21 protein-coding genes are annotated in these 23,729 nt (G+C 70.5%); 12 read left to right on the top strand and 9 right to left on the bottom strand.

Translation table 11 applies throughout. The features are described 5' to 3' along the window. A partial coding sequence (locus E5198_RS15355; protein ID WP_168772542.1) for a TolC family protein occupies positions 1 to 885 on the bottom strand: 885 nt, incomplete at its 3' end. A 236-nt stretch (positions 886 to 1,121) separates the two neighbouring features. Between E5198_RS15355 and E5198_RS15350 the strand changes: the two genes are divergently transcribed. Both E5198_RS15350 and hpaD read left to right on the top strand, forming a co-directional pair. Continuing rightward, positions 1,122 to 2,150 (top strand): AraC family transcriptional regulator, encoded by a 1,029-nt coding sequence (locus tag E5198_RS15350; protein ID WP_136490873.1) that lies wholly within the window; start codon positions 1,122 to 1,124, stop codon positions 2,148 to 2,150. Between the two features lie 204 nt (positions 2,151 to 2,354). Further along, complete coding sequence (gene hpaD, locus E5198_RS15345) at positions 2,355 to 3,206, top strand: 3,4-dihydroxyphenylacetate 2,3-dioxygenase (RefSeq protein ID WP_136490872.1); 852 nt, start codon at positions 2,355 to 2,357, stop codon at positions 3,204 to 3,206. Positions 3,207 to 3,252: 46 nt separating this feature from the next. Here hpaD and E5198_RS15340 read toward each other — a convergent pair whose 3' ends face one another. After that, positions 3,253 to 3,660, bottom strand: coding sequence for a YkgJ family cysteine cluster protein (locus E5198_RS15340; RefSeq protein ID WP_136490871.1), 408 nt, complete (start codon positions 3,658 to 3,660; stop codon positions 3,253 to 3,255). Between the two features lie 185 nt (positions 3,661 to 3,845). Here E5198_RS15340 and E5198_RS15335 point away from each other — a divergent pair, with 185 nt between their 5' ends. Further along, positions 3,846 to 4,853 (top strand): class 1 fructose-bisphosphatase, encoded by a 1,008-nt coding sequence (locus tag E5198_RS15335; protein WP_136490870.1) that lies wholly within the window; start codon positions 3,846 to 3,848, stop codon positions 4,851 to 4,853. 170 nt (positions 4,854 to 5,023) lie between these two features. Then, complete coding sequence (bamE, locus tag E5198_RS15330; protein ID WP_136490869.1) at positions 5,024 to 5,281, top strand: outer membrane protein assembly factor BamE; 258 nt, start codon at positions 5,024 to 5,026, stop codon at positions 5,279 to 5,281. Between the two features lie 3 nt (positions 5,282 to 5,284). On the opposite strand, the gene E5198_RS15325 is transcribed toward bamE, so the two are convergent. Next, entirely contained in the window at positions 5,285 to 5,716 is a 432-nt protein-coding gene (locus E5198_RS15325) for a CBS domain-containing protein (protein ID WP_136490868.1), read from the bottom strand. A gap of 197 nt (positions 5,717 to 5,913) precedes the next feature. Between E5198_RS15325 and E5198_RS15320 the strand changes: the two genes are divergently transcribed. Beyond that, positions 5,914 to 7,872, top strand: coding sequence for a PhoX family phosphatase (locus tag E5198_RS15320; RefSeq protein ID WP_136490867.1), 1,959 nt, complete (start codon positions 5,914 to 5,916; stop codon positions 7,870 to 7,872). 60 nt (positions 7,873 to 7,932) lie between these two features. On the opposite strand, the gene E5198_RS15315 is transcribed toward E5198_RS15320, so the two are convergent. From E5198_RS15315 to E5198_RS15305, 3 genes are all read right to left on the bottom strand, one after another. Beyond that, entirely contained in the window at positions 7,933 to 9,330 is a 1,398-nt protein-coding gene (locus E5198_RS15315; protein WP_136490866.1) for a sodium-dependent transporter, read from the bottom strand. 70 nt (positions 9,331 to 9,400) lie between these two features. Next, entirely contained in the window at positions 9,401 to 10,444 is a 1,044-nt protein-coding gene (locus E5198_RS15310; protein WP_136490865.1) for a Glu/Leu/Phe/Val dehydrogenase dimerization domain-containing protein, read from the bottom strand. Positions 10,445 to 10,525: 81 nt separating this feature from the next. After that, positions 10,526 to 13,993: an indolepyruvate ferredoxin oxidoreductase family protein gene (locus E5198_RS15305; protein WP_136490864.1), complete on the bottom strand. Its 3,468-nt coding sequence runs from the start codon at positions 13,991 to 13,993 to the stop codon at positions 10,526 to 10,528. Positions 13,994 to 14,191: 198 nt separating this feature from the next. Between E5198_RS15305 and E5198_RS15300 the strand changes: the two genes are divergently transcribed. From E5198_RS15300 to E5198_RS15290, 3 genes are all read left to right on the top strand, one after another. Further along, positions 14,192 to 14,659, top strand: coding sequence for an Lrp/AsnC family transcriptional regulator (locus E5198_RS15300; protein WP_136490863.1), 468 nt, complete (start codon positions 14,192 to 14,194; stop codon positions 14,657 to 14,659). A gap of 167 nt (positions 14,660 to 14,826) precedes the next feature. Continuing rightward, positions 14,827 to 15,345: an ATP-dependent zinc protease gene (locus E5198_RS15295; RefSeq protein ID WP_136490862.1), complete on the top strand. Its 519-nt coding sequence runs from the start codon at positions 14,827 to 14,829 to the stop codon at positions 15,343 to 15,345. A gap of 92 nt (positions 15,346 to 15,437) precedes the next feature. Next, positions 15,438 to 17,042 carry an FMN-binding glutamate synthase family protein gene (locus tag E5198_RS15290; RefSeq protein ID WP_136490861.1) on the top strand — a complete coding sequence of 535 codons (1,605 nt, stop codon included), beginning with the start codon at positions 15,438 to 15,440 and terminating at the stop codon, positions 17,040 to 17,042. Here the strand turns inward: E5198_RS15290 and E5198_RS15285 are convergent, their stop codons facing one another. Continuing rightward, on the bottom strand, positions 17,043 to 17,933 hold the full coding sequence (locus E5198_RS15285) for a LysR family transcriptional regulator (protein ID WP_136490860.1): 891 nt from the start codon (positions 17,931 to 17,933) through the stop codon (positions 17,043 to 17,045). Between the two features lie 130 nt (positions 17,934 to 18,063). Between E5198_RS15285 and E5198_RS15280 the strand changes: the two genes are divergently transcribed. The 4 genes from E5198_RS15280 to E5198_RS15265 all read left to right on the top strand — a co-directional run bounded on the left by E5198_RS15280 (position 18,064) and on the right by E5198_RS15265 (position 22,074). Then, positions 18,064 to 19,275: a benzoate/H(+) symporter BenE family transporter gene (locus E5198_RS15280; RefSeq protein ID WP_136490874.1), complete on the top strand. Its 1,212-nt coding sequence runs from the start codon at positions 18,064 to 18,066 to the stop codon at positions 19,273 to 19,275. A 99-nt stretch (positions 19,276 to 19,374) separates the two neighbouring features. Next, positions 19,375 to 20,346, top strand: coding sequence for a prolyl aminopeptidase (gene pip, locus E5198_RS15275; RefSeq protein ID WP_136490859.1), 972 nt, complete (start codon positions 19,375 to 19,377; stop codon positions 20,344 to 20,346). Further along, the gene (gene dtd / locus E5198_RS15270) at positions 20,343 to 20,780 is read left to right on the top strand and encodes a D-aminoacyl-tRNA deacylase (RefSeq protein ID WP_136490858.1); all 438 of its coding nucleotides are present in this window, start codon (positions 20,343 to 20,345) and stop codon (positions 20,778 to 20,780) included. The genes pip and dtd overlap by 4 nt, the downstream gene beginning before the upstream one ends. A gap of 94 nt (positions 20,781 to 20,874) precedes the next feature. Further along, positions 20,875 to 22,074, top strand: a complete 1,200-nt coding sequence (locus E5198_RS15265; protein WP_136490857.1) for a YbfB/YjiJ family MFS transporter — start codon at positions 20,875 to 20,877, stop codon at positions 22,072 to 22,074. Here the strand turns inward: E5198_RS15265 and E5198_RS15260 are convergent. Then, positions 22,071 to 22,781 carry a 16S rRNA (uracil(1498)-N(3))-methyltransferase gene (locus tag E5198_RS15260; protein ID WP_136490856.1) on the bottom strand — a complete coding sequence of 237 codons (711 nt, stop codon included), beginning with the start codon at positions 22,779 to 22,781 and terminating at the stop codon, positions 22,071 to 22,073. The two genes, E5198_RS15265 and E5198_RS15260, sit on opposite strands and share 4 nt — an antisense overlap. After that, on the bottom strand, positions 22,778 to 23,596 hold the full coding sequence (tatC, locus tag E5198_RS15255; protein ID WP_136490855.1) for a twin-arginine translocase subunit TatC: 819 nt from the start codon (positions 23,594 to 23,596) through the stop codon (positions 22,778 to 22,780). The genes E5198_RS15260 and tatC overlap by 4 nt, the downstream gene beginning before the upstream one ends. Between the last annotated feature and the right edge of the window lie 133 nt (positions 23,597 to 23,729).

Here is a 23,729-nt window from a genome sequence, read left to right as displayed (position 1 = left end):
GGGCCGCCGGCCGAGCAGGTCGGCGGGCAGCACCGCCGGCAGGCTCGGCTGGGCGGTGAGCTGCAGGTTCGGCCGTTGCAGCTGGGCCGCCGCACCGGGACCCTGGCCGGCGAGGGCGGCCAGCTGGTTGCCGGCCAGGGCGATGCGCGCGTCCAGCTCCGCGATCTGCCGGCGGGTCTCCGGCAGCGGCGCGCTGGCCTGGCTGACCTCGAAGGCGGTGCCCAGGCCGCCGGCCAGGCGGCGGCGGGCGAGGGCGAGGATGTGCTCCTGCTGGGCCAGGGTGGCCTCGAGGATGTCGCGCTCGGCATGGCGCAGCGCCAGCTGCACGTAGGCCAGCACGATGTTGCGCTCCAGCTCCAGCTGCACCACCCGGCCCTCGGCGGCGCTGGCGTAGGCGGCGTGCCGGGCGCCCTCGCTGGCGCTGCGCTCGCGGCCCCAGAGGTCGAGGGCGTAGCGCAGGCCGAGGCCGGCGTCGCCGTTCCAGTGGCTGCTGCCGGCCAGCGCGCCGGGGCCGTGCAGGGCGTCGTCCGGCCAGTGCTGGCGCTTGAGGGTGGCGCTGGCGCCGAACTGCGGCGCCTCGGCGGCGCGGGTCACCTCGGCCAGCGCCATGGCCTGGCGCACGCGCGCCTCGGCCTCGTCCAGGCTCGGGCTGTGCTCCAGGGCGCGGGCGATCCAGGCGTTGAGCTGCGGGTCGTGGTACTGCCGCCACCAGCTTTCCCGCGGCCAGCCGGCCTCGCGCCGCGCCTGGGCGAGGGCGGCGCCGGGGCTCAGGGTGTTGGCGTCCAGGCGCGCCTGCTGCGGGGCGATGCCGCCGGTGCTCATGCAGCCGCCGAGGACGAGCGCGGAGGCGAGCAGGGCGCCGGCGAGGCAGGTGCGAGAAGACAAGGCGGGAGATCCTGGCGAAAACGGGGAAACGCGGCGGGAAATGCGGCAACCGGATTCTAGGGAGGCGGCTGGCAGTGGATAAATCGTGGTGGCGGAGAAGCTCAGTTGTGCCGTCCGTAACAATGCGGCGGCTGGCCGGGGTGGCCTTTTGCCGGCTGCACTGATCCGGCGCAAGATGGAGCGGCGCGCTGCCCGCTAGGCTGTGCGTCCGCAAACGCTCGCAGTGGGGACAGCAGATGACGCAGACATCCTCGGTGGTGGCCGGCTGGCTGGCCGCGGTGACCCGCACCCTGGAGGCGCTGGGGGTGGACGCCGACGCCCTGCTGGCCGAGGCCGGCGCCGATCCGGCGGCCAAGTACGCCCAGGAGGCGCGCTTCTCCTCGGCGCTGACCCGGCGCTTCTGGCCGCTGGCGGTGGCGCGCACCGGGCATGCCGACATCGGCCTGCACGCCGCGCGCTTCGTCTGCCCGACCACCTTCCACGCCCTCGGCTTCTCGCTATGGGCCAGCAGCACCCTGCTGGAGGCGCTGGAGCGCATGGTGCGCTTCGCCGCGCTGCTCAACGACGGCGCCGACCTGAGCCTGGAAGCCGAGGGCGACGCCTTCCGCTTCCGCATGCTGGTGCAGGAGATCGACGGCCAGCCACAGATCGCCCCGGAAGGGGTGGACTACTTCCTCGGCGCGGTGAGCAAGCTGCTGCAGGACATGCGCGGGCCGAGCTTCGCGCCGCGCGCGGTCAGCCTGATGCGCGCGGCGCCGGCCGATCCGGTGCCCTGGCGCGAGCACTTCGCCGCGCCGGTGCAGTTCGCTGCGGAAGGCAACAGCCTGCTGCTGGACGGCGCCGAGCTGCAGCGCCCGCTGCCCACCGGCAACCCGGAGCTGGCGCGGCAGAACGACCGCCTGGTGGCCGAGTACCTGGCCCGCCACCAGCTGCTCAACCCGGCCCTGCAGGTGCGTGCGCGCCTGCTCGAGCTGCTGCCCGGCGGCACGCCGAGCCTGGAGGCGGTGGCCGCCGAGCTGGGCAGCAGCCCGCGCACCCTGCAGTACCGCCTGGCGCGCCAGGGCACCTCGTTCAGCGAGATCCTCGACGAGGTGCGCGCCAGCCTGGCGCGGCGCTACGTGCAGCAGTCGCAGCAGCCGTTCAGCGCGCTGGCCTATGCGCTGGGCTTCTCCGAGCCGAGCCACTTCAACCGCGCCTTCAAGCGCTGGACCGGCGAGACGCCGAGTCGCTACCGGACGCGGCTGGGGCGGGCAAGCGCTCCGTAGGGGTGCGCCGTGCGCACCGTCTTGACGATGCCCTCTGGTGCGCATGGCGCACCCTACGGGTAGCCTCTGGATGCAGTAGATTGCGCGTAAAGGCTAGTCTTTTGCCGCCAGCGGCAATGCTCTCCCTGCGGCCTGTGCGGATACTGGACGCACCAGGCGCCACTCCGGCGCCAGTCCCCGAGACCACAACAAGAGGAAGCCGCCATGGGTGAGATCGTTCTGGCCGCCAAGGTCACCCACGTCCCGTCGATGTTCATCTCCGAGCAGCCCGGCCCGCACCACGGCTGCCGCGCCGCCGCCATCGCCGGGCATCGTCGTCTGGGCGAGCTGGTCCGCGAGCTGGCGGTCGACACCATCGTGGTCGCCGACACCCACTGGCTGGTCAACGCCGGCTACCACATCAACGCCAACACCGACTGCTCGGGCCTGTACACCAGCACCGAGTTCCCGCACTTCATCCGCGACCTGCCCTACGACTACGTCGGCGACGCCGAGCTGGGCGACGCCATCGCCGCCGCGGCCTGCGCCAACGACGTGTTCACCCGCAGCCACACCGACGTGCCGTCGCTCGGCCTGCAGTACGGCACCCTGGTGCCGCTGCGCTACATGGGCATCGACAAGCGCGTGAAGATCGTCTCGATCGCCGCCTGGCTGTACGACGCGCACCTGGAAGACTCGAAGACCATGGGCGAGTCGATCCGCCAGGCGGTGGAGGCTTCCGACCGCCGCGTGGCTTTTCTCGCCAGCGGCTCGCTGTCGCACCGCATCGCGCCGAACCGCGAGGTCAGCGACCACCTGCAGAAGATCAGCCGGCCGTTCAACAAGCAGGTCGACCTCAAGGTGATGGACATGTGGCAGCGCGGCGACCACGCCGACTTCCTCGACATGCTGCCGCAGTACGCCCGCGACTGCGACGGCGAGGGCGGCATGCACGACACCGCGATGCTCTATGGCCTGCTCGGCTGGAAGGACTACCAGGGCCGCGCCGAGGTGCTCACCCCGTACTTCGAGAGCTCCGGCACCGGGCAGTGCAACGTGCTGTTCCCGCTGGCCTGATCCCGGCAGCAAAAGCAGAGGGCGCCGTTCGGCGCCCTTTGTCGTTTCAGCGGTGCAGCGCCTTGGGGCGGAAGGCGCAGTGGCCGGGCTTGGGGCCGATCCGCGGGTGGTTGCGGCAGGTGTCCGGGCGGTTGGCGTAGACCGTGCACAGGCGGGTCTTCTGGTCCAGGTACAGGCAATCGCCGCTGGAGTGCTGCTCCAGGATGAAGATGCCGGACTTCTGGTTGAAGCGGCCGACGATGCCGTCCTTCATCAGCCGCTTGGCGATCTGCCGGGGCGGCTCGCCGGCTTCGAACTCGTCGACCACGCCGAGGCGGATCAGGTCCTTGAGGCGCACTTCCACCGGCAGGCTGCAGCAGGTGGCGCGGCAGTCGTGGCACATGTCGTTGCCGCTGAACTTGATCCAGGTTTCCAGGCGCTCGGGATCGGCGCCGACCAGCAGGTGTTTGCTCATTGGGGGGTCGCAGGGTGGCAGGGCGGAAGGCGCGCGATGATAAGCAGACGGAGGCGCGCCTGCAGCAGTTTTTGTCGTCCGGCGGTCGCCTGGATGGGGCCGGATTGACGCGCGGCATGAGGCGGCGGCGGCCGAGTCGGGTTAAAATGCCGGCATTTTATCCTGCCCCACCCTCGGAGCCGTCCATGTCCCGCGTTACCCTCAGTCGCTACCTGATCGAAGAGACCCGCAGCAACCACACCCCGGCCGACCTGCGCTTCCTCATCGAAGTGGTGGCGCGCGCCTGCAAGGAGATCAGCCACGCGGTGTCCAAGGGCGCGCTGGGCGGCGTGCTGGGCAGCGCCGGCAGCGAGAACGTGCAGGGCGAGGTGCAGAAGAAGCTCGACGTGCTGTCCAACGAGATCCTGCTGGAGGCCAACGAGTGGGGCGGCCACCTGGCCGGCATGGCCTCCGAGGAAATGGACAACGCCTACCAGATCCCCGGCCAGTACCCGAAGGGTGCCTACCTGCTGGTGTTCGACCCGCTGGACGGCTCCAGCAACATCGACGTCAACGTCTCGGTCGGCACCATCTTCTCCGTGCTGCGCTGCCCGGACGAGTGCGACAACAGCTGCGACCTCGGCGAGGAAGCCTTCCTGCAGCCGGGCACCCGCCAGGTGGCCGCCGGCTACGCCATCTACGGCCCGCAGACCATGCTGGTGCTGACCCTCGGCAACGGCGTCAAGGGCTTCACCCTCGACCGCGAGCTGGGCAGCTTCGTGCTGACCCACGAAGACATCCGCGTGCCGGAAAGCACCGCCGAGTTCGCCATCAACATGTCCAACCAGCGCCACTGGGAAGCCCCGGTGCAGCGCTACGTCGGCGAGCTGCTGGCCGGCAAGGAAGGCCCGCTGGGCAAGAACTACAACATGCGCTGGATCGCCTCGATGGTGGCCGACGTGCACCGCATCCTCACCCGCGGCGGCGTGTTCATGTACCCGCGCGATGCCCGCGAGCCGGACAAGGCCGGCAAGCTGCGCCTGATGTACGAGGCCAACCCGATGTCGATGATCATCGAGCAGGCCGGCGGCGCGGCGACCAACGGTGTGCAGCGCATCCTCGATATCCAGCCGACCTCGCTGCACCAGCGCGTGCCGGTGTTCCTCGGCTCCAAGGAAGAGGTCGAGCGCATCACCGGCTACCACCAGGGCTGATCCGCGCTCCGTTCCCGGCAGGGCTGCGTCCCTGCCATCCCCGACGCCGGCCCCGTGCCGGCGTCGTGCCGTCCGGCCGGAACGCGGCGGCGCTTTTGCCGTCCAACGCAGGGTTGGCGGGCGGCGCCTGTGCCATGCTTGCCGCCCTTTCCCCGTTCAGGAGTTCCCCGATGTCGCTGCGTTCCTTCGCCCTGCTCGCCTGCTGCCTGCTGCTGGCCGCCTGCAACAAGGTCAACCAGGAAAACTTCTCCAAGATCCGCCCTGGCATGAGCAAGGCCGAGGTCGAGCAGCTGCTGGGCGCGCCGACCGAATGCGCCGGGGCCCTGGGCTTCACCAGCTGCTCCTGGGGCAAGGAGCAGGGCGCCTTCGTCAGCATCCAGTTCGGCAACGACAAGGTGCTGGTGTTCTCCGGCAAGGGGCTCAAGTAGTCCTCAGCCGCGGATGTACTGCTCCAGCTGCTGGATCAGCTCGTCCTGCTCGGCGAGGGCCTCCTTGACCAGGTTGCCCACCGACAGCATGCCCAGCAGCTTGCCGTCGTCGATCACCGGCAGGTGACGCAGGTGGCCGCGGCCCATCAGGCGCAGGCAGTCGCGGGTGGTCTGCGCCGAGGTGACGCTGATCACCGGCGCGGCCATGATCGCGCTGACCGGGGTGGCCACCGACGAGCGTCCCTGCAGCACCATCTTGCGCGCGTAGTCGCGCTCGCTGACGATGCCGACCACCTGCTCGCCTTCGGTGACGATCAGCGCCCCGATGTTCTTTTCCGCCATCAGTTGCAGGGCCTGCAGCACCGTCGCCGTGGGCGCGATGGTGTAGATGTCCTGGTTGGGCTTGGCGCGGAGCATTTGCGCGACTGTTCTCATGCGTCCTCCTGGTCTCGGTTCCCTGGCCCGGCGCGGGTGCGGCCAGACACAAGCAGTATGTAACCGATAGTCGCGTTGCGCGCACCTGTGCGGATGTTGCCGGATGTGCCCGGCCGTCACCGTCCTGTCACGGCGGACGCCTACAACACGGACAACGCCCCGCCCGGCGGGCGGGCACCGATCAGCAAGGAGTCGCGATGCGCGAGGATTTCCGGCAGTTCCACGCGGCGCTGGCCGCCCACGACGACCAGTCGATCAACCCCAGTGCCAACCCCACCCTCGACCAACTGGTCGACCGCGGCCGGCGCAACCTGCTCAAGGGCGGCCTCGGCCTGGCCGCGCTGAGCCTGTTCGGCGGCCTGCTCGGCAGCCGCGCGGCCTTCGCCGGCTCCGGCCTGCTCGGCTTCCAAGGCGTGCCGGTGCAGACCGCCGCCGACTTCGACCGGGTCGTGGTACCGCCGGGCTACACGGCGCGGCCATTCTTCTCCTGGGGCGATGCGGTGCTGGCCGATGCGCCGGCCTGGCGCCCCGACGCCGGCGACGACTGGCAGGCGCAGCTCAGGCAGGCCGGCGACAACCACGACGGCATGCACTTCTTCCCCTTCGCGGAGGCGCCGGAGCGCCACGGCCTGCTGGTGATCAACCACGAGTACGTCAACCCGACCCTGCACCCCGCCGGCATGACCTTCGAGGACGGCAAGCGTCCGCTGGCCGAGGTGAAGAAGGAGCAGGCGGCCCACGGGGTCAGCATCATCGAGGTGCGCCGGGACGCCGCCGGCCACTGGCAGCGGGTGCTGCCCTCGCGCTGGAACCGGCGCATCTCGGCGCTGACGCCGATGGCCATCGGCGGTCCGCTGGCCGGCCACGAGCTGATGCGGACCGCCACCGATCCCGAGGGGCGGGAGGTGCTCGGCACCCTCAACAACTGCTCGATGGGCGTCACCCCCTGGGGCACCTACCTGGCCTGCGAGGAGAACTGGCACAACTACTTCGTCAACCGCGACCCGGCCGACTTCGCGCGGCGCGTGGCGCACCGTCGCTACGGTATCTCGAACGGCGCACAGAGCAAGGTCTACGCCTGGGAAAGCGCCGACCCGCGCTTCGACGCCACCCCCGATGCCGGTCAGCCCCACGGCGGCCAGGTCAACGAGCCCAATCGCTTCGGCTGGGTGGTGGAGATCGATCCCTTCGACCCGGACAGCACGCCGGTCAAGCGCACCGCTTTCGGGCGTTTCAGCCGCGAGTGCGCGGTGCTGTCGCTGGGCGAGGGCGGGCGCATGGCCTTCTACTCCGGCGACGACGCCAAGGGCGAGTACGTCTACAAGTTCGTGCCGGCCGGGCGCTTCGATGCGGCCAACCCCGGGGCCAACCGCGACCTGCTCGACGAGGGCACCCTGTACGTCGCCCGCTTCGACGCCGACGGCACGGGGCGCTGGCTGGCGCTGGTGCACGGCGAGAACGGACTGACCGCGGAGAACGGCTTCGCCAGCCAGGCCGAGGTGCTGGTCAACGCCCGCGCTGCGGCGGACCGGCTCGGCGCGACGCCGATGGACCGCCCGGAGTGGGTGGCGGTGCATCCGGTGAGCCGCGAGGTCTACGTCACCCTGACCAACAACGACGCGCGTGGCGAGGCGCAGCCGCTGGATGCGGCCAACCCGCGCCGGGATAACCTGCACGGGCAGATCCTGCGCTGGAACGAGGCGGGTGGCGATCCGACCGCCACCGAGTTCCGCTGGGAGCTGTTCCTGCTCGCCGGCGAGCGACCGGGGGCGCAGGACGCGGAGGGCCAGGCGCTGCCGGCGCATCTGACCGGCACGATCAACGGCGACATCTTCTCCTCGCCGGACGGCCTGGCCTTCGACGGTGCCGGGCGGCTGTGGATCCAGACCGACTACGGCGACGCCGAGCCGGCCATGCAGGCGATGGGCTGCAACCAGCTGCTCTGCGCCGACCCGGCGAGCCGCGAGGTGCGCCGCTTCCTGGTCGGCCCGCGCGGCTGCGAGATCACCGGCATCACCTGGAGCCCGGACTACCGGGCGATGTGGATCAACGTGCAGCACCCGGGGCTGAGCTACCCGGCCAGCGACGGCAAGAGCCGGCCGCGCTCGACCACGGTGCTGGTGACCCGCGACGACGGCGGGGTGATCGGCGCCTGAAAAAAACGGGGCGGGCCGCGCCTGCGCGCGACCCGCCCCGTTGCTTGAACGAGCCGGTTCTCAGAACAGGCCGAGGCTGTGCAGGAACATCAGCAGGATCGCCAACGGGGTGATCCAGCGCACCGCCAGCCACCACAGGCCGAAGGCGCCGGACTGCTCGAGGCCGAGTTCCTGCGCGGCGACGGTGCGCTGCAGCGCCCAGCCGGTGAACAGCACGGTGAGCAGGCCGCCGAGCGGCATCATCAGGTTGCTGGTGAGGAAGTCGAGGGCGTCGAAGAAGTTCTTGCCCAGCAGGGTGACCTCGCTCCAGGCGTTGAACGACAGCACCGAGCCGAGGCTCAGCACCCACACCGCCGCGCCGCTGAGCAGCACCGCCTTGACCCGGCCCATGCCGAAGCGCTCGCCGAGCCAGGCGATGGCCGGCTCGATCAGCGAGATGGTCGAGGTCAGTGCGGCCAGCGCCAGCATGATGAAGAACAGCCCGCCGACCAGCGCGCCCAGCGGCATCTGGCCGAAGGCGATCGGCAGGGTGACGAAGATCAGCCCGGGGCCGGCGCCCGGCTCCAGGCCATTGGCGAACACCAGCGGGAAGATCGCCAGGCCGGCGAGCAGGGCCACCGCGGTGTCGGCCAGCGCGACCATCAGCGAGGTGCGCACGATCGAGGTGCCGGCCGGCAGGTAGGAGCCGTAGGCCATCATCGCGCCACTGGCCAGGCTGAGGGTGAAGAAGGCGTGGCCGAGGGCCACCAGCACGCCCTTGCCGGTCAGCTTGCTGAAGTCGGGGGCGAACAGGAACTCCACCGCCTGCTGGAAATATCCGGTGGTGGCGGCGTAGCCGACCAGCACCAGCAGGATCAGGAACAGCCCCGGCATCATGAAGCGCAGCGCGCGTTCCAGGCCGTCGCGCACGCCGAGCGCGACTATGCCCAGGGTCACCGCCAGCACCAGGCTGCCGTAGCCGGCGAGCTGCCACGGATCGGCGAGCAGGGCGTTGAACAGCGCGCCGCTCTTTTCGCCGTCCAGCCCGGCGAAGCCGCCGCTGAACGCCGCCGGGGTGTAGGCCAGGGTCCAGCCGGCGATCACCGCATAGAAGCTGAGGATCAGGAAGCCGGTGAGCACCGCCATGCTGCCGATGCGCCGCCAGTGCTTGCTGGCGCCGGCCTCGAGGGCCACCGCGGCGATGGCGCCCTCGGGGTTGGCGCGGCCGCGCCGGCCGATCATGAACTCGGCCATCAGCAGCGGGATGCCGATGGCGAGGATGCACGCCAGGTAGACCAGCACGAAGGCGCCGCCGCCGTTCTGCCCGGTGATATAGGGAAACTTCCAGATGTTGCCCAGGCCGACTGCCGATCCGGTGGCGGCGAGGAAGAATACCCAGCGCGACGACCACAGGCCGCGACCGGCCTCGCTGCGGATGGAGCCGGCGATGGCGCCGGCGGCGATGCTCTCTTGACTCATGGGGCTTGCCCTCATTGTTGTTGTCGATGAATCAGGAAGAAGGGGGCGTTCAAAAACGCCCCCCGGTAGCTCAGCGGCCGGCCTGCAGGCGCTCGCGTGCCAGGCGGTCGGCAATGGCCGTGGTGGTGGCGCCCTCGGCGTCGGCGCGGGCGAAGATCTCCGCCAGGGTCGCGCCTATGCCGTCGAGGTGCGCCCGCAGCTCGGCGGGGGTGGCGTCGCCGCGCTGGAAGGCGACGTCGATGATGCCGCCGGCGTTGATCGCGTAGTCCGGCGCGTACAGGCAGCCGCGGCTACGCAGTTCCTCGGCCAGCTCCGGACTGGCCAGCTGGTTGTTGGCGGCGCCGGCGATCACCGGCGCGCGCAGCGCCTCGAGGGTGTCCCGATTGACGATCGCGCCGAGGGCGCAGGGGGCGAACACGTCGACGTCGAGGCCGTAGATGTCCTGCTGGCGCACGGCCTGGGCGCCCAGCTCGTCGACCGCGCGCTGCACGTTGGCGGCGACGATGTCGGTGACGAACAGCTCGGCGCCGGCCTCCCTGAGGTGGCGGGCGAGGCCGAAGCCGACCTGGCCGACGCCCTGGATCGCCACCTTCAGGCCCTTGAGATCGTCACGGCCGAGGCGGTGGCGCACGGCGGCCTTGAGGCCGACGAACACCCCGTAGGCGGTGGACGGCGACGGATCGCCGTTGAAGCCCTCGCGCACGCTGGCGCCGGCGACGTGGCGGCTGCGCTCGGCCATCAGGCGCATCTCGGCCACCCCGGTGCCGGAGTCGGCGGCGGTGATGTAGCGCCCGCCGAGGCTGTCGATGAAGTCGCCCATCGCCTGGAACAGTGCGTCGCTCTTGCCCTGCTGCGGATGGCCGATGATCACCGCCTTGCCGCCGCCGAGCGGCAGGTTGGCCAGCGCCGACTTGTAGGTCATGCCGCGCGACAGGCGCAGCACGTCGCGCAGCGCCTCTTCGTCGCTGGCATAGGACCACATCCGGCAGCCGCCGAGGGCCGGGCCGCGGGTGGTGTCGTGGATGGCGATGATGGCCTTCAGGCCGCTGGCCTGGTCGTGGCCGAAGACCACCTGCTCGTGCTGGTCGAATTCCGGGTGGGAGAACACGGACATCGGATTACCTCGGTTTCTTGTGGTTGTCGGGAGGCAGCCCTCTCCCGTGGCGGGAGAGGGGATGGGGTTAGCGGGGTAGGCTCAGGCGGCCGGTTGGCAGAGCTGCACCACCGGGATCGCGCGGGCGGTGAGGCGCTCGCGCAGCGCCGCGGCCTGCTCGCGGACCCTGGCCAGAGCGCGTTCCTTGACGTGGCCGTAGCCGCGGATCTGCGCCGGCAGCTCGGCCAGGGCCACGGCGCTGGCGTAGTTGGCCGGGCTGAGCGCGCCGAGCAGCAGCTCGACGTCCTGCTCGAACTCGGCGATCAGCGCGCGCTCCAGCTTGCGCTCGGCGCTGTGACCGAAGGGGTCGAGGACGCTGCCGCGCAGGAACTTGCCGCGCGCCAGCACGGCGAAGGCCTTGAGCAGCCACGGGCCGAATTCGCGCTTGCGCGGCTCGCCGGTGCTGGGGTCGGTCTTGCACAGCCAGGACGGCGCCAGGTGGAACTGCAGGCGGTAGTCGCCCTGGAACTGCGCCGCGAGCTGGCGGAGGAACTCGCCGTCGCTGTACAGGCGCGCCACCTCGTACTCGTCCTTGTAGGCCAGCAGCTTGTAGTAGCTGCGCGCCACCGCCTGGGCGAGACGCTGCTGCGGATCGCGGTCGGCGGCGCGCACGCGCTCGACCAGGGCGCGGTAGCGCTGCGCGTAGGCGGCGTCCTGGTAGGCGGTCAGGCGCGCCACGCGGTCATTGAGGATCTCGTCGAGGCTCTCGCAGCGCGGCGCCTCGACCACCTTGGGCTTGGCCAGCTGTTCCACCGCAGCCAGATCGAAGGCGGCGCGGCGGCCCCAGAGGAAGGCCTGCTGGTTGAGCGCCACGGCCACGCCGTTGAGCTCGATGGCCTTGGCGATGGCCTCGGCGGACACCGGCACCAGGCCCTTCTGCCAGGCGAAGCCGAGCATGAACAGGTTGCTGGCGATGCTGTCGCCGAGCAGCGCGGTGGCCAGGCGGGTAGCGTCGACGAAGTGGGTCTTGGCCGCGCCGACCGCCTCGACCAGCGCCTCGCGCATGGCCGCGCCGGGCACCTCGGCGTCCGGGTTGCGGGTGAACTCGGCGGTGGCCGCCTCGTGGCTGTTGACCACCGCGTGGGCGATCTTGTCGTTGAGCTTGGCCAGCGCCTCCTCGCTGGCCGCCACCACCAGGTCGCAGCCGAGCAGCAGGTCGGTCTCGCCGGCGGCGATGCGCACCGCGTAGATGTCGTCCTGCTTGGCGGCGATGCGGATGTGGCTGATCACCGGGCCGAACTTCTGCGCGAGACCCGCCTGGTCGAGCACCGTGCAGCCCTTGCCTTCCAGGTGCGCGGCCATGCCGAGCAGGGCGCCGACGGTGGTCACCCCGCTGCCGCCGACGCCGGGCAGGAGGATGTTCCACGGCCGCTCCAGTGCCGGCTGCTGCGGCTCGGGCAGTTCGGCGAACGCGGCGTTGCGGCCCTGGGCCTCCGGCTGGCGCAGCTCGCCGCCGTGGACGGTGACGAAGCTCGGGCAGAAGCCCTCGACGCAGGAGAAGTCCTTGTTGCAGGCGTTCTGGTCGATCTGCCGCTTGCGGCCCAGCTCGGTCTCCAGCGGCAGTACCGACAGGCAGTTGGATTTCACGCTGCAGTCGCCGCAGCCCTCGCACACCGCCGGGTTGATGAAGGCGCGCTTCTGCGGATCGACCAGCTTGCCGCGCTTGCGCCGGCGGCGCTTCTCGGTGGCGCAGGTCTGGTCGTAGAGGATCACCGACACGCCCTTGAACTCGCGCAGTTCGCGCTGCACGGCGTCCAGTTCGCGGCGGTGGTGGAAGGTGACGATGGGCGCGAAGCCGGCGCGGCTCGGGTACTTGTCCGGCTCGTCCGAGACCAGGGCGATGCGCTTCACCCCTTCGGCGAACACCTGCTGGCTGAGCTGGTCGATGCGCAGTTCGCCGTCGATCGGCTGGCCACCGGTCATCGCCACCGCGTCGTTGTAGAGGATCTTGTAGGTGATGTTCACCCCCGCCGCGACTGCGGCGCGCAGGGCCAGTTGGCCGGAGTGGAAGTAGGTGCCGTCGCCGAGGTTCTGGAACACGTGCGGGGTATCGGTGAACGGCGCCTGGCCGATCCAGGTGGCGCCTTCGCCGCCCATCTGGGTGAAGGTGTCGGTGTTGCGGTCCATCCACTGGGTCATGTAGTGACAGCCGATGCCGCCGAGGGCGCGGCTGCCATCCGGCAGCTTGGTCGAGCTGTTGTGCGGACAGCCCGAACAGAAGTGCGGGGTGCGCTGGGTGTGGTGCCTGGGCGCGGCCAGCGCCGCTTCCTTGGCAGCGAGGAAGGCTAGGCGCTCGTCGATCTGCGCACTGGTGTAGATCGGCGCCAGGCGCTTGGCGATCACCCGGGCGATCATCGCCGGGGTCAGCTCGGCCAGGTTGGGCAGCAGGGAATGGCCGTCTTCGTCGAACTCGCCGACCACCCGCGGGCGCTGGTCCACCGGCCAGTTGTACAGCTGGCCGGTGAGCTGGTCCTCGATGATGCTGCGCTTCTCCTCGACCACCAGGATCTCGTCGAGCCCCTCGGCGAACTCGTGCACCGACACCGGCTCCAGCGGCCAGCTCATGCCGACCTTGAGCACGCGCAGGCCGACGCGGGCGCACAGTTCGTCGTCGAGGCCCAGGTCGTCGAGGGCCTGGCGCACGTCGAGGTAGGACTTGCCGGTGGTGATGATGCCGAGACGCGGGTTGGGCGAATCCAGCTTGATCTGGTTGAGGTTGTTGGCGCGGGCGAAGGCGCGCGCGGCGTAGATCTTGTAGGTGTTGAGGCGTGCCTCCTGGACCAGAGGCGGGTCCGGCCAGCGGATGTGCACGCCGTCCTCGGGCAGCTCGAAGTCCGCGGGGATCTGCACCTGCACGCGCAGCGGGTCGACCTCGACCACCGCCGAGGAGTCGACGTTCTCGGCGATGGTCTTCAGCGCCACCCAGCAGCCGCTGTAGCGCGACAGCTCCCAGCCGAGGATGCCGTAGTCGAGGATCTCCTGGACGTTGGCCGGATTGAGCACCGGGATCGAGGCGGCGATGAAGGCGTGCTCGCTCTGGTGGGCGATGCTGGAGGACTTGCAGCCGTGGTCGTCACCGGCCAGCAGCAGCACGCCGCCGTGCGGGGACACCCCGGCCGAGTTGCCGTGCTTGAACACGTCGCCGCAGCGGTCGACGCCCGGGCCCTTGCCATACCACATGGCGAACACGCCGTCGTAGCGCGCGCCGGGGAACAGGCTGGTCTGCTGGCTGCCCCACACCGCGGTGGCGGCCAGCTCCTCGTTGACCCCGGGCTGGAAGTGGATGTGGTTGTCCCTGAGGTACTGCTTGGCTTCCCACAGGCTCTTGTCGAGGTTGCCCAGGGGCGAGCCGCGGTAGCCGGAGATGAAGCAGGCGGTATTCAGGCCGAAGGCGGCGTCGCGCTGCTTCTGCAGCATGGGCAGGCGGGTCAGCGCCTGGGTGCCGGTCAGGTAGAGGTGACCGGTAGCAAGGCGGTACTTGTCGTCCAGACGGATCTCGGCCAGAGACATGGGGCGCTCCTTTTATTCTTATGGCGAGCGAAGCGGCACCGGTGGGCGCCGCGGTCGGCCTGTCCGCGGGATCGCCGCGGCAGACGGTGTGGACAAGAATATGGGGCAGGGCAGCGGGCTTTTTCTTTCTATTTTTTCGTTCGCAATGGCTAGATTGCGCATGACTCTTTCCATAACAACTCCAAACGGGAAATGATCATGCAGAACCAGCTGAGCCCCCTCGACCGGCGCATCCTGCGCCTGCTGCAGCACGACGCCGACCTGTCGGCGGCGGAGATCGCCGAGAAGGTCGAGCTGTCGCAGTCGCCGTGCTGGCGGCGGATCAACCGCCTGCAGGAAGAGGGGGTGATCGAGCGCAAGGTCGCCCTGCTCGACCCGCGCAAGCTCGGCCTGGGCATGACGGTGTTCGTCGACATCAAGCTGTCGACGCACGGCCGGCGCAACCTCGAGGCCTTCGAGGCGGACGTGGTGGGCTATCCCGAGGTGCTGGAGTGCTATTCGATGGCCGGCCAGTACGACTACCTGCTCAAGGTGGTGGCCCGCGACATCGCCGGCTACGAGCGCTTCCTGCGCGACCACCTGCTGCAGAATCCGCTGGTCCAGGAGGCCCACTCGCACATCACCATGAGCGAGGTGAAGCGCACCACCGAGCTGCCGCTGGAGTGAGGGACGTTCGGCGGGCAAGCGGTCATGCGTCGCGCCGGGCTGGCCGCGCCGGCCGGGGGACGGCTATCCTTTCCGTCCCCCGGCATGGCTCCGGACCGTTCCATTCACCCCGCCGGCCCGCCCCGGGCAGCGCCGGCCGCTGCAAACGTAGAGACGCTGTTCCCCGCATGAAAGCTTCCCTGATCGCCCTGTTCTCCGGCCTGTCGCTGCTGGCGGCCCAGGCCATGGCCGATGACAAGCAGGTCTACGGCCTGCACGAGAAAGCCCTGCTCCCCGAACTGGACCTGGTGCTGCCGGCCAAGCTGGACACCGGCGCCGTCACCGCCTCGCTGAGCGCGCGCAACATCGAAACCTTCAAGCGCGATGGCGAGCGCTGGGTGCGCTTCCAGCTGGCCGCCGACGGTCACGCCGAGCCGCTCACCCTGGTGCGCCCGCTGGTGCGCATGAGCTACATCAAGCGCCGCGCCGGCGACATGGCGCCCGGCGATACCGAGGCCTACACCGCCCGCCCGGTGATCGAGATGCCGGTGTGCCTGGGCGACAGCCTGCAGCAGATCGAGGTCAACCTCACCGACCGCAGCGCCTTCGACTTCCCGCTGCTGCTCGGCTCGACCGCACTCGGCGAGTTCGACGCGCTGGTCGACCCGACCCGCTCCTACGCCCACGGCCGCCCGGGCTGCGCCTGAGGCCCCGGCTCCGGCGCGCCGTCACTGTCCTGATCCGCCGGCTCGGGTACAGTGGCCGGCCGACCCATCAGGAGATGCCCGGAGCCATGTGGATGAATCTGTCGCTGCTCAGCCGTTACGCCTTCTTCGCCGCCTGCGTGCTGCTCACCCTGGTCAGCCTGCCGTTCCTCGCCGACCTCTGGCCGCTGACCCTGCTGTGCGGCGCGCTGAGCGCGGTGGGCGTCAACGACCTGCGCCAGAGCCGCCACGCGGTGCGGCGCAACTACCCGATCCTCGGCAACATCCGCTACCTGGTGGAGTTCGTCCGCCCGGAGATCCGCCAGTACCTGCTGGAGGGCGACAACGAGCGCCTGCCGTTCTCGCGCGCGCAGCGCTCGCTGGTCTACGCACGGGCCAAGAACGAGGGCGCCGACAAGCCGTTCGGCACCCTCAGCGACGTCAGCCAGACCGGCTTCGAGTTCATCGGCCACTCCATGCTGCCGGCCGAGCACGTCGACCCGGCGAGCTTCCGCATCACCATCGGCGGCCCGCAGTGCCTGCAGCCGTACTCGGCGTCGATCTTCAACATCTCGGCGATGAGCTTCGGCTCGCTGAGCGCCAACGCCATCCGCGCGCTGAACCAGGGCGCGGCGCTCGGCGGCTTCGCCCACGACACCGGCGAGGGCAGCATCAGCCCCTACCACCGCGAGCACCGCGGCGACCTGATCTGGGAGCTGGGCAGCGGCTACTTCGGCTGCCGCACGGCCGACGGCCGCTTCGATGCGCAGAAGTTCGCCATGCAGGCCAGCGACCCGCAGGTGAAGATGATCGAGGTCAAGCTCAGCCAGGGCGCCAAGCCGGGCCACGGCGGCATCCTGCCGAAACACAAGGTGACCGCCGAGATCGCCGCCACCCGCGGCGTGCCGCTCGGCCAGGACTGCATCTCGCCGGCGCGCCACGCCGAGTTCTCCACGCCGGTGGAGCTGCTCGAATTCCTCGCCCGCCTGCGCGAGCTGTCCGGCGGCAAGCCGGTCGGCTTCAAGTTCTGCCTGGGCCACCCGTGGGAATTCATGGCCATCGCCAAGGCGATGCTCAGGACCGGCATCCTCCCCGATTTCATCGTGGTCGACGGCAAGGAGGGCGGCACCGGCGCGGCGCCGCTGGAGTTCACCGACCACATCGGCGTGCCGCTGCGCGAGGGCCTGCTGTTCGTGCACAACACCCTGGTCGGCCTCAACCTGCGCGACAGGATCCGCCTCGGCGCCAGCGGCAAGATCGTCAGCGCCTTCGACATCGCCAGCGTGCTGGCCATCGGCGCCGACTGGGCCAACTCGGCGCGCGGCTTCATGTTCGCCATCGGTTGCATCCAGTCGCAGTCCTGCCACACCAACAAGTGCCCGACCGGGGTGGCCACCCAGGACCCGCTGCGCCAGCGCGCGCTGGTGGTGGAGGACAAGGCGCAGCGGGTGCACAGCTTCCACCGCAACACCCTCAAGGCGCTGGCCGAGATGCTCGCCGCCGCCGGCCTGGAGCATCCGTCGCAGCTCGAGCCCAGGCACCTGGCGCTGCGCGTGTCGCCCAGCGAACTCAGCCTGTTCTCGCAGAAGCACGTCTACCTCAAGCCCGGCGAGCTGCTCGGCGGGCAGATCGAGGGCGAGTTCTACGCACGCATGTGGCGCATGGCCCAGGCGGACAGCTTCGCCCCCGCAATGGGTTGATCAGGCGCCGAACAGCTCCACCAGCCAGTCGATGAACACCCGCAGGCGCGGGGTCAGGTGGCGGTGGTGGGGGTAGAGCACGCTCATCGGCAGCGCCGGCGGACGGTAGGACGCCAGCAGCTCGACCAGGCTGCCCTCGGCCAGCTGGCGGGCGACGTGGTAGCGCGGCACCTGGATGAGGCCCAGGCCCGCGGCGCAGGCGGCGACGTAGGCCTCGCCGTTGTTGACCGCCAGCGTCGCCGGCAGGTCGATGCGCTCGATCCGCCCGCCGGCGCTGAATTCCAGCGGCTGCAGCTGGCCGCTGGTGGCCGACAGGTAGGCGACGCCGCGGTGCCCGGCCAGTTCGGCCAGATTCAGCGGCCGGCCGTGGCGCGCCACGTACTCGGCGCTGGCGCAGGTCACCTGCTCCAGCGCCGGCAGGTTGCGCGCCACCAGGCTGGAGTCGCCCAGCGCGCCGATGCGCAGCACGCAGTCGACGCCCTCGCGCACCAGGTCGATCATGCGGTCGCCGATGCCGATCTCCAGGCTGATCTGCGGATAGCGTGCGAGGAAGGCGGGCAGGGCGGGGATCACCACCAGGCGCGCCAGCGAGGCCGGCAGGTCGGCCTTGAGGCGGCCGCGCGGGTGGCGGGCGGTCTGCGACAGCTCGCTCTCGGCCTCCTCGAGGTCGGCGAGGATGCGCAGGCAGTGCTGGTAGTAGGCGCGGCCGTCCAGGGTCGGGCTGACCTGGCGGGTGGTGCGCTGCAGCAGGCGGGCGCCGAGGCGGCCCTCCAGCTGCTTGACCAGTGCGGTGGCGGCGGCGCGGGAGATGCCCTGCTGTTCGGCGGCGCGGCTGAAGCTGCCCAGCTCGACGATGCGGGTGAACAGCTGCATGGCCTGGAAGCGGTCCATGGCGGATGACCATTGTTCTGGAATTCTGAACAGTGTTGCCATTGCCAGCGGATTTATCAATCCAGACAAGACAGCCAAGATGGCGGCACGCTTCCGGCCGCTGGCCGGCGCGCACCAGAACAAGAGGTCGATGGTCATGCTGCACAAAGACGTTTCGCTTTCCGCACTGGCGGCGGGGTTCCTCGCCGTGCTGATCTCCTACGCCGGCCCGGCGGTGATCTTCTTCCAGGCCGCGCAGAGCGCCCAGGTGTCCCACGAGATGATGGCCTCGTGGATCTGGGCGATCTCCATCGGTGCGGCGCTCGGCAGCATCGTGCTGAGCTGGTGGCTCAAGGTGCCGGCGGTGATCGCCTGGTCGGCGCCGGGCACCGCCCTGCTGGTCCCGCTGTTCCCCGGCCTGAGCCTCGGCGAGGCGGTCGGCGCCTACATCATCACCGGCGTGGCGGTGCTGCTGATCGGCCTGTCCGGGGCCTTCGACCGCATCGTCCGGGCCATCCCCAGAGGCATCGCCAGCGCGATGATGGCCGGCATCCTGTTCCAGTTCGGCATCGGCGCCTTCCGCGCGGTGGAAGGCACGCCGCTGCTGGCGCTGGGCATGCTCGGCGCCTATCTGGCGCTCAAGCGGCTGTTCCCGCGCTACTGCCTGGTGCTGCTGATGCTGGTCGGCGTGGCGCTGTCCCTCGGCGTCGAGGGCACCCGCCTGCCCAGCCTGGAGCTGAGCCTGGTCACTCCGCAGTTCATCGTCCCCGAGTGGAGCTGGAACGCCACCCTGAGCCTGGCCGTGCCGCTGCTGCTGGTCAGCATCACCGGGCAGTTCCTGCCCGGTCTGGCCCTGCTGCGCAACGCCGGCTACCAGGTGTCGGCCCGCCCGCTGATCGCCGGCTGCGGTCTGGCCTCGCTGGCGGTGGCCTGCTTCGGCGGCATCACCATAGTCACCGGGGCGATCACCGCGACCCTGTGCACCGGCCGGGAGGCCCACGAGGACCCGGGCAGGCGCTACGTCGCCGGCATGGCCAACGGCCTGTTCTACCTGATCGGCGGCAGCTTCGCCGGCGCGATCATCCTGCTGTTCGCCGCCATGCCGCAGGCCTTCGTCGCGGTGCTGGCCGGTCTCGCGCTGCTCGGCGCGATCACCGCCAACCTGCAGGGCGCGCTGGAGGATGCCGGGCATCGCGAGGCGGCGGTGATCACCTTCATCGCCACCGCCTCGGGGATGAGCTTCTTCGGCCTCGGCTCGGCGTTCTGGGGCGTGGTGATCGGCGGCGTCGCCTACCTGGCGCTGCACCACTCCGGCCGGCTGCCGCGCTTCGCCCGCCAGCCGGCGCTGGCGCCGCGCGACTGAGGCACGCCGATCGCGGGCATGCCGCAGTCCGGCAATCCCCGCTATGATGCGGGCACCACGCCAGGACGGACGGTCCTGTTCCAGCCTCGGAGGCCCAGCATGCTGACCCTGTATCCGGAGATCAAACCCTACGCCCGCCACCAGCTGGCCGTGGACCATCCGCACGAGCTGTACGTCGACGAGAGCGGCACCCCGGACGGCCTGCCGGTGCTGTTCGTCCATGGCGGGCCGGGCGCCGGCTGCGACGCGGCCAGCCGCTGCTGGTTCGATCCGACCATCTACCGCATCGTCACCTTCGACCAGCGCGGCTGCGGCCGCTCGACCCCGCACGCCAGCCTCGACCGCAACACCACCTGGGACCTGGTGGCGGACATGGAGCGCATCCGCGAGCACCTGGGCATCGACAAGTGGGTGCTGTTCGGCGGCTCCTGGGGCTCGACCCTGGCGCTGGCCTACGCGCAGACCCATCCGGAGCGCGTGCACGCGCTGATCCTGCGCGGCATCTTCCTGTGCCGCCCGCAGGAGATCCAGTGGTTCTACCAGGCCGGCGCCAGCCGCCTGTTCCCCGACTACTGGGAGGACTACCTGGCGCCGATCCCGGCCGAGGAGCGCGACGACCTGGTCGCCGCCTTCTACCGCCGGCTGACCGGCAGCGACCAGATCGCCCAGATGCACGCGGCCAAGGCCTGGTCGATCTGGGAAGGGCGCACCGCCACCCTGCGCCCCAACAACCACGTGGTCGAGCGCTTCGCCGAGCCGCAGCGCGCGCTGTCGATCGCCCGCATCGAGTGCCACTACTTCATCAACAACGCCTTCCTCGAGGAGGACCAGCTGCTGCGCGACATGCACAGGATCGCCCACATTCCCGGGGTGATCGTGCACGGCCGCTACGACGTGGTCTGCCCGCTGGACAACGCCTGGGCGCTGCACCAGGCCTGGCCGAACAGCGAGCTGAACATCATCCGCGACGCCGGCCACGCCGCCGCCGAGGCCGGCATCACCGACGCGCTGGTGCGCGCCACCGGGCAGATCGCCCGGCGCCTGCTCGACCTGCCGGAGGGCCACGCGTGAAGGCGCTGCTGCAACGGGTGCGCGGCGCGCGGGTGGAGGTAGCCGGCGAGGTGGTCGGCGCCATCGACCGGGGCCTGCTGGTGCTGGTCGGCGTCGAGCCGCAGGACAGCGAGGCCAGCGCCGACAAGCTGCTGCACAGGCTGCTCAACTACCGGGTGTTCGGCGATGCCGAGGGCAAGATGAACCTGTCGCTGAGGGACGTCGGCGGCGGCCTGCTGCTGGTCTCGCAGTTCACCCTGGCCGCCGATACCAGAAGCGGCATGCGCCCGAGCTTTTCCAGCGCCGCACCGCCGGCGCAGGGCGCGGCGCTGTTCGACTACCTGCTGGTGCGCGCCGGCGCACAGCACGCGCCGGTGGCCAGCGGCCGCTTCGGCGCCGACATGCAGGTGCACCTGGTCAACGACGGGCCGGTGACCTTCCTGCTCGAGGTCTGAGACGCTGCCTGCGGCGTCCTGTCGCAGGAATCGCTTGAGGCGACGGGCGGCGCCCACTATGGTGTGGCTTCCACCTCTGCGCGGGAAGCCAGCCATGACAACACAGGGACAACGCATGAAGGTGCTCGGCGCGGGCATCTTCAGTCTCCTCCTTGCCCTGGGCGTCGCCCGTTTCGCCTATACCCCGCTGCTGCCGGTGATGCAGGCCCAGGCCGGCCTCGGTCTGGCCGAGGGCGGCTGGCTGGCCGCGCTCAACTACGCCGGCTACCTGTCCGGCGCGCTGATCGCCTCGCTGATCAGCGACCTGGTGCTCAAGGATCGCCTGTACCGCATCGGCATGGTCCTCGCGGTGCTCAGCACCCTGGTGATGGGCCTGACCACCGACTTCGCCCTGTGGGCGCTGGCGCGCTTCGTCGCCGGCCTCAGCAGCGCGGCGAGCATGCTGCTGGGCACCGGGCTGATCCTCAACTGGCTGATCCGCCACGGCCAGCGCAGCGAGCTGGGCATCCACTTCTCCGGGGTCGGCCTGGGCATCGTCGGCTGCTCGCTGGCGGTGGCGGCGATGGGCCAGTGGCTGGACTGGCGCGAGCAGTGGTTCGCCCTCACCGCGCTGGCCTGCCTGCTGCTGGTGCCGGCGCTGGCCTGGCTGCCGCGCCCCGATCCCAGCCCGCTGACCACCAGCGGTCAGCCGATGGCGGACAATCCGCCGAGCCGGCTGTTCCTGCGCCTGTTCATGGCCGCCTACTTCTGCGCCGGGGTCGGTTTCGTGGTCAGCGCCACCTTCATCGTCGCCATCGTCGACCGCCTGCCCGGGCTGGCCGGCAAGGGCAGCTGGAGCTTCCTCGCCATCGGCCTGGCCGCGGCGCCGGCGTGCATCGTCTGGGATTTCGTCGCCCGGCGTACCGGCGAGCTCAACGCGCTGATCCTCGCCGCCGCCCTGCAGGTGGTCGGCATCCTCCTGCCGCTGTCCGGCGGACTGGGCGGCGCGCTCGCCGGGGCGCTGCTGTTCGGCGGCACCTTCGTCGGCCTGGTCAGCCTGGTGCTGGCCATGGCCGGGCGCTACTACCCGACCCGGCCGGCGAAGATGATGGGCAAGATGACCCTGTCCTACGGCGCGGCGCAGATCGTCGGCCCGGCGGTGACCGGCTGGCTGGCGGCGAGCCTGGGCAGCTATGCCGGCGGGCTGTACTTCGCCGCGGCGATGATGGTGGTCGGCACCCTGCTGCTGCTGGCGCTCAAGGGCGTCGAGCGCCGCGACCGGCAGCTGAAGGCGGGGCTGGCCGCGGCCTGCTAGAACAGCCGCGCCAGCAGCACCGGCACGGCGGTCTCGACGCGCAGGATGCGCTCGCCGAGCTGCACCGGGGCGAGACCGGCCTCGCGCAGCTTGTCCACCTCGTAGGGGATCCAGCCGCCTTCCGGGCCGATGGCCAGGGTCACCGCGCTGTCCACCGCGCGCGGGCAGGCCGGGAAGTCGCCGGGGTGGCCGACCAGCCCGAGGCTGCCGGCGGCCAGCTGCGGCAGGCGGTCCTCGACGAACGGCTTGAAGCGCTTCTCGATGGTCACCTCCGGCAGCACGGTGTCGCGCGCCTGCTCGAGGCCGAGGATCAGCTGTTCGCGGATCGCCTCGGGTTCGAGGAACGGGGTCTGCCAGAAGCTCTTCTCCACCCGGTAGCTGTTGAGCAGCACCAGATGCGCCACGCCCATGCTGGCCACGGTCTGCAGGGTGCGCTTGAGCATCTTCGGCCGCGGCAGGGCGAGCAGCAGGGTGACCGGCAGCTTGGCCGGCGGGTTCTGCTCGAGGCTTTCCACGGCGATTTCCGCCGCCTCGGCGTCGAGGCGCAGGATGCGCCCTGCGCCCATCAGCCCACCGAGGCGGCCGACGCGCAGGGCGTCGCCGCTCTCGGCGCGGTGCACCTCGTGCAAGTGCTTCAGGCGCCGGCCGCGCAGCAGGGCGCGGCCCTCGGCGACGAAGTCGCCGTCTTCCAGCAGCAGCAGGTTCACGGCTGCGGCGCCGGCGGCTGGTCGTCGTCGCGGGTGGCCAGCGCGGTGCCGGCGTCGGTTTCGCTCGCCGATTCCTCTGCTTCGGGCCTGCGCACCATGGCGCCGAAGAACACGCCGGACTCGAACAGCAGCCACATCGGCACCGCCAGCAGGGTCTGCGAGAACACGTCCGGCGGGGTGAGGAACATGCCGACCACGAAGCAGCCGACGATCACGTAGGGCCGGCTCTTGCGCAGAGTGGCGACGTCGACCAGGCCGATCCAGATGATCAGGAAGGTCGCCACCGGGATCTCGAAGGCCACGCCGAAGGCGAAGAACAGGGTGAGGACGAAGTCGAGGTACTGGCCGATGTCGGTCATCATCGCCACGCCCTCGGGCGTCACGCTGGCGAAGAAGCCGAACATGATAGGGAACACCACGAAGTAGGCGAAGGCCATGCCGGCGTAGAACAGCAGGATGCTGGAGACCAGCAGCGGCACGGCGATGCGCTTCTCGTGCTGGTACAGGCCGGGCGCGATGAAGCCCCATATCTGGTGGAGGATCACCGGGATGGCGAGGAACAGCGACACCACCAGGGTCAGCTTGAACGGGGTGAGGAACGGCGAGGCCACCCCGGTGGCGATCATGGTCGCGCCTTCCGGCAGGTAGGCGCGCAGCGGCGCGGCGACCAGCGCGTAGATGTCCTGGGCGAAGTAGAACAGTCCGGCGAAGATCACCAGCACCGCGATCACGCAGCGCAGGATGCGGTTGCGCAGCTCGGTGAGGTGGGCGACCAGGGGCATTTCCTGGTCCGGGTGGGGTATCTGGTCGGTCATGTCGGGCGCGGCGGTTCACTGGGGGCCGCCGGCGCGCTGTCGCGGCGGGCGGCGGGAGAGGCGGCATCGCTGCCGGCGCCGGCCGGGATCTGCGCGCCGGCCTGGTGCTCGGGCAGTGCGGCCAGGCGGCTGT

The sequence above is a fragment of the Pseudomonas sp. A-1 genome, assembly GCF_004801855.1.
In the GTDB taxonomy this organism is placed as follows: Bacteria; Pseudomonadota; Gammaproteobacteria; order Pseudomonadales; family Pseudomonadaceae; genus Geopseudomonas.
This window is presented reverse-complemented; position numbering and strand designations above follow the sequence as displayed.

Coding starts and splice junctions, on each gene's coding strand:
- E5198_RS15350 (WP_136490873.1), top strand. CDS start 1,122: ATGACGCAGACATCCTCGGTGGTGGCCGGCTGGCTGGCCGCGGTGACC.
- hpaD (WP_136490872.1), top strand. CDS start 2,355: ATGGGTGAGATCGTTCTGGCCGCCAAGGTCACCCACGTCCCGTCGATG.
- E5198_RS15340 (WP_136490871.1), bottom strand. CDS start 3,660: ATGAGCAAACACCTGCTGGTCGGCGCCGATCCCGAGCGCCTGGAAACC.
- E5198_RS15335 (WP_136490870.1), top strand. CDS start 3,846: ATGTCCCGCGTTACCCTCAGTCGCTACCTGATCGAAGAGACCCGCAGC.
- bamE (WP_136490869.1), top strand. CDS start 5,024: ATGTCGCTGCGTTCCTTCGCCCTGCTCGCCTGCTGCCTGCTGCTGGCC.
- E5198_RS15325 (WP_136490868.1), bottom strand. CDS start 5,716: ATGAGAACAGTCGCGCAAATGCTCCGCGCCAAGCCCAACCAGGACATC.
- E5198_RS15320 (WP_136490867.1), top strand. CDS start 5,914: ATGCGCGAGGATTTCCGGCAGTTCCACGCGGCGCTGGCCGCCCACGAC.
- E5198_RS15315 (WP_136490866.1), bottom strand. CDS start 9,330: ATGAGTCAAGAGAGCATCGCCGCCGGCGCCATCGCCGGCTCCATCCGC.
- E5198_RS15310 (WP_136490865.1), bottom strand. CDS start 10,444: ATGTCCGTGTTCTCCCACCCGGAATTCGACCAGCACGAGCAGGTGGTC.
- E5198_RS15305 (WP_136490864.1), bottom strand. CDS start 13,993: ATGTCTCTGGCCGAGATCCGTCTGGACGACAAGTACCGCCTTGCTACC.
- E5198_RS15300 (WP_136490863.1), top strand. CDS start 14,192: ATGCAGAACCAGCTGAGCCCCCTCGACCGGCGCATCCTGCGCCTGCTG.
- E5198_RS15295 (WP_136490862.1), top strand. CDS start 14,827: ATGAAAGCTTCCCTGATCGCCCTGTTCTCCGGCCTGTCGCTGCTGGCG.
- E5198_RS15290 (WP_136490861.1), top strand. CDS start 15,438: ATGAATCTGTCGCTGCTCAGCCGTTACGCCTTCTTCGCCGCCTGCGTG.
- E5198_RS15285 (WP_136490860.1), bottom strand. CDS start 17,933: ATGGACCGCTTCCAGGCCATGCAGCTGTTCACCCGCATCGTCGAGCTG.
- E5198_RS15280 (WP_136490874.1), top strand. CDS start 18,064: ATGGTCATGCTGCACAAAGACGTTTCGCTTTCCGCACTGGCGGCGGGG.
- pip (WP_136490859.1), top strand. CDS start 19,375: ATGCTGACCCTGTATCCGGAGATCAAACCCTACGCCCGCCACCAGCTG.
- E5198_RS15265 (WP_136490857.1), top strand. CDS start 20,875: ATGACAACACAGGGACAACGCATGAAGGTGCTCGGCGCGGGCATCTTC.
- tatC (WP_136490855.1), bottom strand. CDS start 23,596: ATGACCGACCAGATACCCCACCCGGACCAGGAAATGCCCCTGGTCGCC.